13 protein-coding genes are annotated in these 9,167 nt (G+C 40.0%); 12 read left to right on the forward strand and 1 reads right to left on the reverse strand.

What is annotated here, in order from left to right; genetic code table 11:
- Positions 1-4 precede the first annotated feature (4 nt).
- From rplO to rplQ, 12 genes are all read left to right on the forward strand, one after another.
- Positions 5-445 carry a 50S ribosomal protein L15 gene (gene rplO, locus OCV67_RS06645; RefSeq protein WP_147643205.1) on the forward strand — a complete coding sequence of 147 codons (441 nt, stop codon included), beginning with the start codon at positions 5-7 and terminating at the stop codon, positions 443-445.
- Position 446: 1 nt separating this feature from the next.
- The gene (secY, locus tag OCV67_RS06650; protein WP_147643206.1) at positions 447-1,766 is read left to right on the forward strand and encodes a preprotein translocase subunit SecY; all 1,320 of its coding nucleotides are present in this window, start codon (positions 447-449) and stop codon (positions 1,764-1,766) included.
- An 11-nt stretch (positions 1,767-1,777) separates the two neighbouring features.
- Positions 1,778-2,410, forward strand: a complete 633-nt coding sequence (locus tag OCV67_RS06655) for an adenylate kinase (protein WP_147643207.1) — start codon at positions 1,778-1,780, stop codon at positions 2,408-2,410.
- A gap of 1 nt (position 2,411) precedes the next feature.
- Positions 2,412-3,161 carry a type I methionyl aminopeptidase gene (map, locus tag OCV67_RS06660; RefSeq protein ID WP_147643208.1) on the forward strand — a complete coding sequence of 250 codons (750 nt, stop codon included), beginning with the start codon at positions 2,412-2,414 and terminating at the stop codon, positions 3,159-3,161.
- Positions 3,162-3,172: 11 nt separating this feature from the next.
- The gene (locus tag OCV67_RS06665; RefSeq protein ID WP_147643209.1) at positions 3,173-3,439 is read left to right on the forward strand and encodes a KOW domain-containing RNA-binding protein; all 267 of its coding nucleotides are present in this window, start codon (positions 3,173-3,175) and stop codon (positions 3,437-3,439) included.
- Positions 3,440-3,441: 2 nt separating this feature from the next.
- Entirely contained in the window at positions 3,442-3,660 is a 219-nt protein-coding gene (infA, locus tag OCV67_RS06670; RefSeq protein ID WP_147643210.1) for a translation initiation factor IF-1, read from the forward strand.
- A 66-nt stretch (positions 3,661-3,726) separates the two neighbouring features.
- Entirely contained in the window at positions 3,727-3,840 is a 114-nt protein-coding gene (gene rpmJ / locus OCV67_RS06675) for a 50S ribosomal protein L36 (RefSeq protein ID WP_000868342.1), read from the forward strand.
- 39 nt (positions 3,841-3,879) lie between these two features.
- Complete coding sequence (gene rpsM / locus OCV67_RS06680) at positions 3,880-4,248, forward strand: 30S ribosomal protein S13 (RefSeq protein ID WP_147643211.1); 369 nt, start codon at positions 3,880-3,882, stop codon at positions 4,246-4,248.
- A 14-nt stretch (positions 4,249-4,262) separates the two neighbouring features.
- On the forward strand, positions 4,263-4,664 hold the full coding sequence (gene rpsK, locus OCV67_RS06685) for a 30S ribosomal protein S11 (protein WP_147643212.1): 402 nt from the start codon (positions 4,263-4,265) through the stop codon (positions 4,662-4,664).
- A 21-nt stretch (positions 4,665-4,685) separates the two neighbouring features.
- Entirely contained in the window at positions 4,686-5,282 is a 597-nt protein-coding gene (gene rpsD, locus OCV67_RS06690; protein ID WP_147643213.1) for a 30S ribosomal protein S4, read from the forward strand.
- A 66-nt stretch (positions 5,283-5,348) separates the two neighbouring features.
- A complete protein-coding gene (locus OCV67_RS06695) occupies positions 5,349-6,305 on the forward strand; it encodes a DNA-directed RNA polymerase subunit alpha (protein WP_147643214.1) in 957 nt (318 codons plus the stop codon).
- A gap of 59 nt (positions 6,306-6,364) precedes the next feature.
- Positions 6,365-6,706, forward strand: a complete 342-nt coding sequence (rplQ, locus tag OCV67_RS06700) for a 50S ribosomal protein L17 (protein WP_147643215.1) — start codon at positions 6,365-6,367, stop codon at positions 6,704-6,706.
- Positions 6,707-6,804: 98 nt separating this feature from the next.
- Here rplQ and OCV67_RS06705 read toward each other — a convergent pair whose 3' ends face one another.
- Positions 6,805-9,054, reverse strand: coding sequence for a glycosyl hydrolase (locus OCV67_RS06705; protein ID WP_147643216.1), 2,250 nt, complete (start codon positions 9,052-9,054; stop codon positions 6,805-6,807).
- Positions 9,055-9,167 lie beyond the last annotated feature (113 nt).

The following is a 9,167-nucleotide window of genomic DNA, read 5'->3' on the forward strand; positions in this document are numbered from 1 at the left end:
TGTAATGAAGTTACACGAATTATCACCGGCACCAGGCTCTGTTGCTGAACGTAAGCGTATCGGCAGAGGTCACGGTTCAGGTAACGGCAAAACAGCCGGCAAGGGTCATAAGGGACAGAATGCACGTTCCGGCGGCGGCGTAAGAATCGGATTTGAAGGCGGACAGATGCCGCTGACAAGAAGAATCCCTAAGAGAGGATTCAACAATATTTTTGCTAAGAAATATTCAATTGTAAATGTTTCTGACCTTAGTAAATTTGTTGACGGAACAGTTGTTGATACAGAAATGCTGATCGCTTCCGGTCTTATCAAGAAGGAAAACGACGGTGTTAAGGTTCTCGGAAACGGTGAGCTTACAGCAAAAATAACAGTTAAGGCTGCTAAATTCTCTCAGAGCGCAATCGAAAAAATTGAAAAGGCTGGCGGGAAAGCAGAGGTGATTTAATGTGTTCGAAACAATAAGAAACGCATGGAAAGTTGCGGAAATTCGTAAAAAGCTTTTGTACACATTATTCATCATTATAGTATTCAGATTCGGAAGTGCATTGACGGTTCCGTTTTTGACATTATCAAAGGTTCAGGAATGGATGAGTACCAATGCTACAGACGGTAACTTTCTTGAATACTTGAATATTTTGACGGGCGGTGCGTTGTCGAAAGCGACAATTTTTTCCCTGTCAATCACACCGTATATTAATGCGTCCATCATTATACAACTTCTGACATATGCTCTTCCTCCTTTAGAACGGCTTCAGAGCGAGGGTGAGACCGGAAGAAAAAAATTGAATCAGATTACTGCATTTGTAGCGTTAGGTCTGTCAATATTTATGTCAGTAGCATATTATTTCACGTTAAAAAATATGGGCGCTGTTAAGTATACAACAGGATTTGAAGGTGTATTTGCAGCTGTTGTAATATCAAGCTGCTTTGTTGCCGGAGCAATGCTGGTAGTATGGATGGGTAACAGAATTAATGATAAGGGTATCGGAAACGGTATTTCTATGATACTTTTTGCCGGTATCGTTGCGAGATTCCCGACTGATGTAGGTACGCTTATTACACTTACTAAGGATAATCCGTCCAAATATTTATTTGTTTCAATTGCAATTGCCGTAATATATGTTGTTATGATAGGATTTGTTGTATTCATGAACGAATCCGAAAGAAGAATTCCTATTCAGTATGCTAAGCGTGTAGTGGGAAGAAAACAATACGGCGGACAAAGCACACATATTCCTGTTAAAGTTTGTATGAGCGGCGTTATGCCAATCATCTTTGCAATGTCATTTATGTCATTGCCGAGTACTATTGGAATGTTCAAGGGACCGTATGCAGATCCTGATGGTTTCTGGCAGCGTTTCTATAACGGATTCCTGAATTTCTTCAGTACTACTTCAGGCTGGTATGCATTAATTTATTTTGTTTTGATTATCGCATTTAATTACTTCTATGTTTCAATGCAGTATAATCCAATAGAAATTGCAAATCAGCTGAGACAAAACAACGGCGGCATACCTGGTATCAGACCTGGTAAGCCTACATCTGATTATATTCAAAGAGTTCTTTCAAAAATCACATTGGTCGGCGCTTTCTTCCTGGGTATTATTGCAATCTTCCCGATCGTACTGGGTATGTTTGACAATAATCTTAGAAGTCTGTCAATGGGCGGTACTACAGTGCTTATCGTTGTAAGCGTTGCTTTGGAAACAGTTCGTACACTGGAATCACAGATGATGATGCGTCATCATAAGGGATTCCTTGAATAAGGAGGTCCGGTATGAATTTAATTTTATTAGGTGCTCCTGGTGCCGGTAAGGGTACTCAGGCGGAGGTTATTTCTGACGCATTGAAAATCCCGCAGATTTCTACAGGAAATATACTGCGTGAAGCTGTTAAAAACGGTACGGAATACGGTCTTAAGGCAAAGGCTGCAATGGACAGCGGTTCTTTGGTATCCGATGACGTTGTAATCGGAATATTAAAAGACAGAATTGCTGAGGATGATTGTAAAAACGGTTTTATTCTTGACGGATTCCCGAGAACAGTTCCTCAGGCAGAAGCCCTGGACAGCATGGGCGTTAACATCGATAAAGTAATCGAAATTTATGTTCCGGATGAAACTATTCAGCAGAGACTGTCTGGCAGAAGAGTATGCGAAAGCTGCGGCGCTTCATATCATACAGAATTCAAGCCGTCAAAAGCTGAAGGAAAATGTGATAAGTGCGGCGGAAATACTGTTCAGCGTAAGGACGATCACCCGGATACAGTAATTGAGCGTTTAAAGGTTTATCATGAACAGACTGCTCCTCTCAAGGATTTTTATGCAAAGCAGGGAAAACTTGAAACAGTAGTCGGTCAAGAGGATGTTGCTGAAACATCAAAGCTGACTTTGAAAGCAGTAGGGGCGTAAAATGGTAAGCATAAAATCTTCTACGGATTTGGCTAAAATGCGTGAAGCCGGTCTTATTGCCGGCAGAGCATTGAAGCTTGCTGGTGAATCTATCAAGCCTGGTATGACTACAAAGGCTCTTGATAAAATAATTCATGATTATATTATAGGCTGCGGAGCTAAGCCGTCGTTTTTGAATTACGGCGGATTTCCGGCAAGCGCCTGCATTTCAATTAACAATGAAGTAATTCATGGTATTCCGGTTCACAAAAGAAGAATTGCTGAGGGTGATATAGTAAGCGTTGACGTAGGCGCTTATTATAACGGTTTCCACGGCGATACATGTGCAACGTTTCCGGTAGGGAAAGTTTCCGACGAAGCCAAGGCTCTTCTTGAGGTCACAGAACAAAGCCTTTATGAAGGCATTGCAGCTGCTCAGGTCGGCGCAAGACTAGGCGATGTATGCCATGCGGTTGAAGAATACTGCGCTTCCAGAGGATACGGTATTGTCAGAAACTACTGCGGTCACGGAATAGGCCGTGAACTTCATGAATCTCCGGAGGTTCCGAATTACGGAAAGCCCGGACACGGTCCAAGATTAGTTTCAGGAATGACATTTTGTATTGAACCTATGATTAATGCTAAGGGCGATGATGTAAGGGTTCTTAGGGATGGCTGGACTGTAGTAACGGCAAACGGATCATTGTCTGCTCATTTTGAGCATGCAATTGCAATTACTCCCGACGGACCGGTAATACTTACTAAGCCGTAACGGAGATAGCAGTGAAAATTGAAAAGGGCAGAGTTGTTAAAGCAGCTGCCGGACGAGACAAGGGTAGTTATTTTGTAATAACAGAAATGAAAGAAAATTATGTTTTTATTGCGGACGGCAAGAGACGTAAACTTTCATTACCCAAACGAAAGAATCTGAAACATCTTAGATTCACCGATAATGTTATCGAATTGAATGATATGACTGATAAGAAGCTTAGAAATGTGCTTAGCAGATATGCTGCTGCGCACACCGTAACCGATATGGGGAGGTATTAATTTTGTCTAAGGAAGATGTAATTGAATTAGAGGGCGTTGTTGAAGAAGCTTTGCCGAACGCAATGTTCAGAGTAAAGCTGCCCAACGACCACATAATTCTTGCACATGTATCAGGTAAGCTGAGAATGAACTATATTCGTATAGTTCCCGGCGATAAGGTAACGGTTGAAATGTCGCCTTACGACCTGACTAAGGGCAGAATCACTTGGAGAGCTAAATAATAGTTCTAAGAAACCTGAGGCGTTGTGAAAATAATGCTTCTGTAATATATCAAGGAGGTATTTTCAATGAAAGTCAGACCTTCAGTTAAACCTATTTGCGAAAAATGCAAGGTTATAAAACGCAAGGGCAAAGTAATGGTAATTTGCGAAAATCCAAAGCATAAACAACGTCAGGGCTGATACGCCTGACATCTTAATTAACGGAGGTGCTATTAATTAATGGCAAGAATTGCTGGTATTGACCTGCCAAAGGATAAGAGAGTTGAAATCGGCTTAACTTATATTTACGGCATCGGTCGTCAGACTGCTACAACGATCCTTAAGGAAACCGGCGTTAATCCGGATACAAGGGTAAAGGATCTTACAGAAGAAGACGTAGCAAAACTGCGTGATTATATTGACAAAAACTGCAATGTTGAAGGCGATCTGAGAAGAGAAATCGCATTAAACATTAAGAGACTTGTGGAAATCGGCTGCTACAGAGGCGTTCGTCACCGTAAGGGTCTTCCTGTTAGAGGACAGAGAACTAAGACAAACGCAAGAACCCGTAAGGGACCTGTAAAGACGATTGCTAACAAGAAGAAGTAAGGAGGGCATGAGCATTGGCACAGCAGAAAGCTAAAAAAGTTGCTATCAGAAGACGCAGAGAGCGTAAAAATATTGAAAGCGGCGCTGTTCATATCCAGTCCACTTTTAATAATACGATCGTAACAATTACAGATACACAGGGTAATGCTATTTCATGGGCAAGTGCAGGCGGACTTGGTTTCAGAGGTTCAAGAAAGTCTACACCGTTTGCAGCGCAGACAGCAGCTGAAACAGCAGCTAAGGCAGCTATGGAACATGGCCTTAAGAGCGTAGAGGTTTACGTTAAGGGACCTGGTTCAGGACGTGAAGCAGCAATCAGAGCATTGCAGACAGTTGGTCTTGAAGTTAAGATGATCAAAGACGTAACCCCAATCCCACACAATGGATGCCGTCCTCCAAAGAGAAGACGTGTCTAATTTACAGGAGGTGCAAAAAAGTTGGCTATTAATAGAGAACCTATTCTCAAAAGATGCAGATACCTGGGAATCAGCCCGGCAGTAATGGGCATTTCCAAGGAGAGCAACCGTAATCCTAATGCAAATAAGAGAAAGAAAGTTTCAGAATACGGCATGCAGCTGAAGGAAAAGCAGAAGCTTAAATTCATCTACGGCGTTCTGGAAAAGCCTTTCTATCACTATTTTGAAATCGCTGAAAAAATGGAAGGCAAGGCCGGTGAAAACCTGATCACTATTCTTGAATCACGTCTTGATAATGTTGTATTCAGAATGGGTATGGCTCTTACAAGAAGAGAATCAAGACAGCTTGTTTCTCACGGTCATTTTATGGTAAATGGTCAGAAGGTCGATATTCCTTCTTACAGAGTAAAAGTCGGCGATGTTATTGAGCTTTGCGAAAAAAGCAAGAAGAGCGACAAATTCAAGGATGTTGCAGAAGCAACTAAGGGCAGAGTAGTTCCGCTTTGGCTTGAGGCTAACAGAGATGCGGCAACAGCTAAAATTGTTCGTATGCCTGTTAAGGATGACCTTGACTATGAGGTTGAAGAAACATTCATCGTCGAGTTGTACTCAAAATAATAATTATATTATTGGCCTGTTGATTTATATAGAGATAAAAAGTGATTGCGAAATAGGAGGGTTCTTATGCTTGAAAAAATCGTAAAGCCGGAAATTGATACTGTTGAACTCAGAAGTGACGGAAAATACGGTAAATTCGTTTTAGCCCCACTGGAACGTGGTTATGGTATCACATTAGGTAACAGTCTAAGACGAGTATTGCTCTCCTCGCTGCCCGGTGTAGCAGTCAATTCGGTGAAAATAGACGGTGTTCATCATGAGTTGTCAACAATTCCGGGTGTAAAAGAGGATGTTACTGAGATTATCCTTGCAATTAAAGGTCTTACAGCAAAGCTTTACGGCGAAGGCCCTAAAACCGTTTATATTGAAGCCGAAGGTGAATGTGAAGTTACTGCCGGTGACATCAAAACAGATTCTGAGGTCAATATACTTGATCCGGGAATGCATATTGCAACTCTCGGCAAGGACGCTAAGCTTTATATGGAGATAACAATTGACCGCGGAAGAGGTTATGTTTCTGCTGAACGTAATAAGCAGCAGATGGGAAATATGCCTATAGATGTTATTGCAGTTGACAGTATTTATACTCCTGTTTTGAAGGTTAATTATAAGGTCGAAGACACTCGTCTCGGTCAGGTAACTGATTTTGATAAGCTTACAATAGAGGTATGGACAGATGGTACAATCTCTGCAAAGGAAGCTTTGTCACAGGCAGCCAATCTCCTCAACGAGCATCTGAAGCTGTTTATTGATTTGTCAGAAGAATCAGTAATAGCAGAAGTATTAGTCGAACAGACAGATAAAGGTAAGGAAAAGATCCTTGAGATGACCATTGAGGAACTTGACTTATCAGTACGTTCATTCAATTGTCTGAAGCGTGCTGGAATTAATACCGTTGACGACTTGATTAATAAGTCTGAAGAAGAAATGATGAAGGTTAGAAACCTTGGTAAGAAATCCTTTGATGAGGTCAAAGAAAAGCTTCAATCACTTGGTTTTGATCTGAGTTCAGAAGAGGAATAAAACTGCGGAAAATATTATTAAAGAAATGTTTTCTGTAATTTGTAAAGGAGTGAATAACGATGCCAGGTACAAGAAAGCTTGGAAGAACAACTGACCATAGAAAGGCCATGCTCAGAGCAATGGTTACTTATCTGTTGGAGAACGGACAGATTGAAACAACTGTAACAAGAGCTAAGGAAGTCAGAGCAGTTGCTGAAAAGATGATCACAATCGGAAAGAACAATGATCTGCACTCCAAACGTCAAGTATTTGCTTACGTTACTAAGGAAGACGTTGCTAAGAAGTTATTTGATGAAATTTCACCAAAATATGCTGAGAGAAACGGCGGATATACAAGAATTATCAAGATCGGTCCTCGCAGAGGCGACGCAGCAGAAATGGCAATTATTCAGTTAGTTTAATTCCGGAAATAAAAAAGCCGACTCATTAGAGTCGGCTTTTGTGTATTAATTATAAACTAAAATAAGCAGATACTTTAAAAGTATCTGCTTATATATTTTTATTTTAGAATTTCACTGTTTAAACCAAGTTGATCTAAGCTTATTTTATTAAGTGTATAATTAATTATAAATATAGAATCCTTTGTTGTTATGATCTGATCGTTATCACAGTCTGCATTTACATAACATGTTGCATTTTCAAGAGGATACTGTACTGAACTTAATAATAATTTATTAATAACAACTATATCAGTCGAATCAACTATACCGTCAAAGCTAACGTCTCCGTACAACGTAGCGTCTACGTCTGTAGGAACGGTTATATCTCCGCCTTCAGCAGCTTTTACAGTTACTTCAACGTAAAGAGGAGATAAGATTATTGATCCATTATTGAAGTCATGGCATTCAAGCTTTATTCGTGTTGAGCCCTCACTTATAGCAGTCATAATACCATTTTCGTCAACTACTACGATATCAGTATCTTCTGAAGTGAATGTTGCATAGCCAATGCCAGAATAATATTTAATTTGTTGGGTATCTCCTATATTTAAAGTATAATTGTCTTCAATAACACTCCAAACAGGTCCGGGTGTTGTTACAGATGTCGTAACAGTCACTGGTGTAGTTTCAACTGGAGTTGTTTCAGCGGGTGTAGTTTCAATTGGGGTTGTTTCAACAGGAGTCGTAGTTGCTTCTGTTGTAGGCTGTGTGGTTTCTTCATCAAATCCTTCTAAAGAATAGGTATTGTATAAATCTGCCGGAATTTCGTCAAGGCTTATACAGTAGTCGCTCTGGTACATTTCTATCAGATCTTCTGCCTTATTAAACTGCGGATTTGACAGGAAGTTATTATTATCTGAGCCTCCGTCATACCAAGGACAGAAATACAGCCAGCCGGCTTTTTCAGAAGTTAAGTTTTCAAGTGTTGGTATGCTGTCATTTTCAGCCATGGCAACCATTTTTTTGCCGTTATACATATTTACGAGATTGTAGAACGTACCGCTTATAGCGCTGTCGTTATGTTTTATTACCGCTTGACCTGTAGACCAATCAGTGCAGTTATATTTATCATATGCCACGATGTCCACATATTCGTCGCCCGGATACCAGTTTGCAGATGTTGAATAAGCGTAACTGTTCCATTCCCAGATAATATTGTGAAGACCGTAATCTTCAGTTAAGGTTTTATATGTAAGCTTCCACAGTTCCTTATAAACAGCAGAACCCGACTTGCCCCACCAGAACCATGATCCTTCTTCACCGCCGCCGCCTTCGGCTTCATGGAGCGGTCTTAGAATAATAGGAATATTTTCATCCTGTAATCTTTTTATTGATGCTGCAAGGGTTTCCAGACACGCCATATAGTACTCATATTCTTTTTCTCCTTCAATTATAGCTTTTGAAGTGTCAAAATCCGAAACATAATTACCGTTGTCATCTTTAACGGAATATGTAGCCTGTGAATAATCAACCTTGTCTCCTACATTGTAGCTGGCGAAATTTTTCGGTACAGTAACGTGCCATGAAGCTGTAATGATGCCGTTTTTGTTTTTTGCCCAATCAATCATTCTGTCTGTGGTACCGTCTTCGCTTCCATATAGAATATTGCATTCGTTTAAATAGTCAAATCCACGGATTGCAGGATAAACGCCTGTTAAATTTTTAATATATTCAAATTCATATTCAAAATCATGAGGACCGTACTTATATATTTCCTGCTGACCTGAAATTATGTGTTCACCATAATTATCAACGAGATAGCTCATCAAACGTTTTGTCTGATCAGTTGCTTTTTTATCGGACAAAGTTTTCGCTACATTAAGATCAGGCATATCAGCACTTTTAACAGTTAGATAATCAAAATAAGTCCAGCCCCAAAAGCTTTCAAGCTGTATTTCGTTCTGACCGGCATTAAGCTTATACATACCGATATCAAGCTCTTCAAATCCATCGTTCATAACGAATCCTATTTGACCCTGATTAACGCCGTTAACGTTTAATTTCTGAACCTTATCTGAACCCATGGTTTGAGGAAGATGATAACATATAGCAAGGTCATACATTCCGGTTTCTTCGACATCGACAGTAACTGTAACAGTTTCGCCTGCGTCTTTCATATAAACGTATTGTCCGCCGCTGGCAGAACTGTCCTCTGTAATTTCCATTGAAGTACCGTTAATTACTCCGTCCTCAAATTCGTATTTGGTACTTGTATCTGCTGTAACCAGATTTGAAATAAGTGAAACATTTGCGGTACATGCAGCGGCAACGGCAGCCGCCATAATTTTTCTTAGAAATTTGTTTTTCAAAATAGTCCCTCCTAAAAAATAATGATTATAAATGCCATAACATTTATAATCATTATACCGTATTTTTAAAAAAAGTTCAATAAATTTTGTGCAAATTAATGAACAAAAAAGTA

This window comes from Porcipelethomonas ammoniilytica (assembly GCF_025567485.1).
Taxonomy (GTDB): Bacteria; Bacillota; Clostridia; order Oscillospirales; family Ruminococcaceae; genus Porcipelethomonas; species Porcipelethomonas ammoniilytica.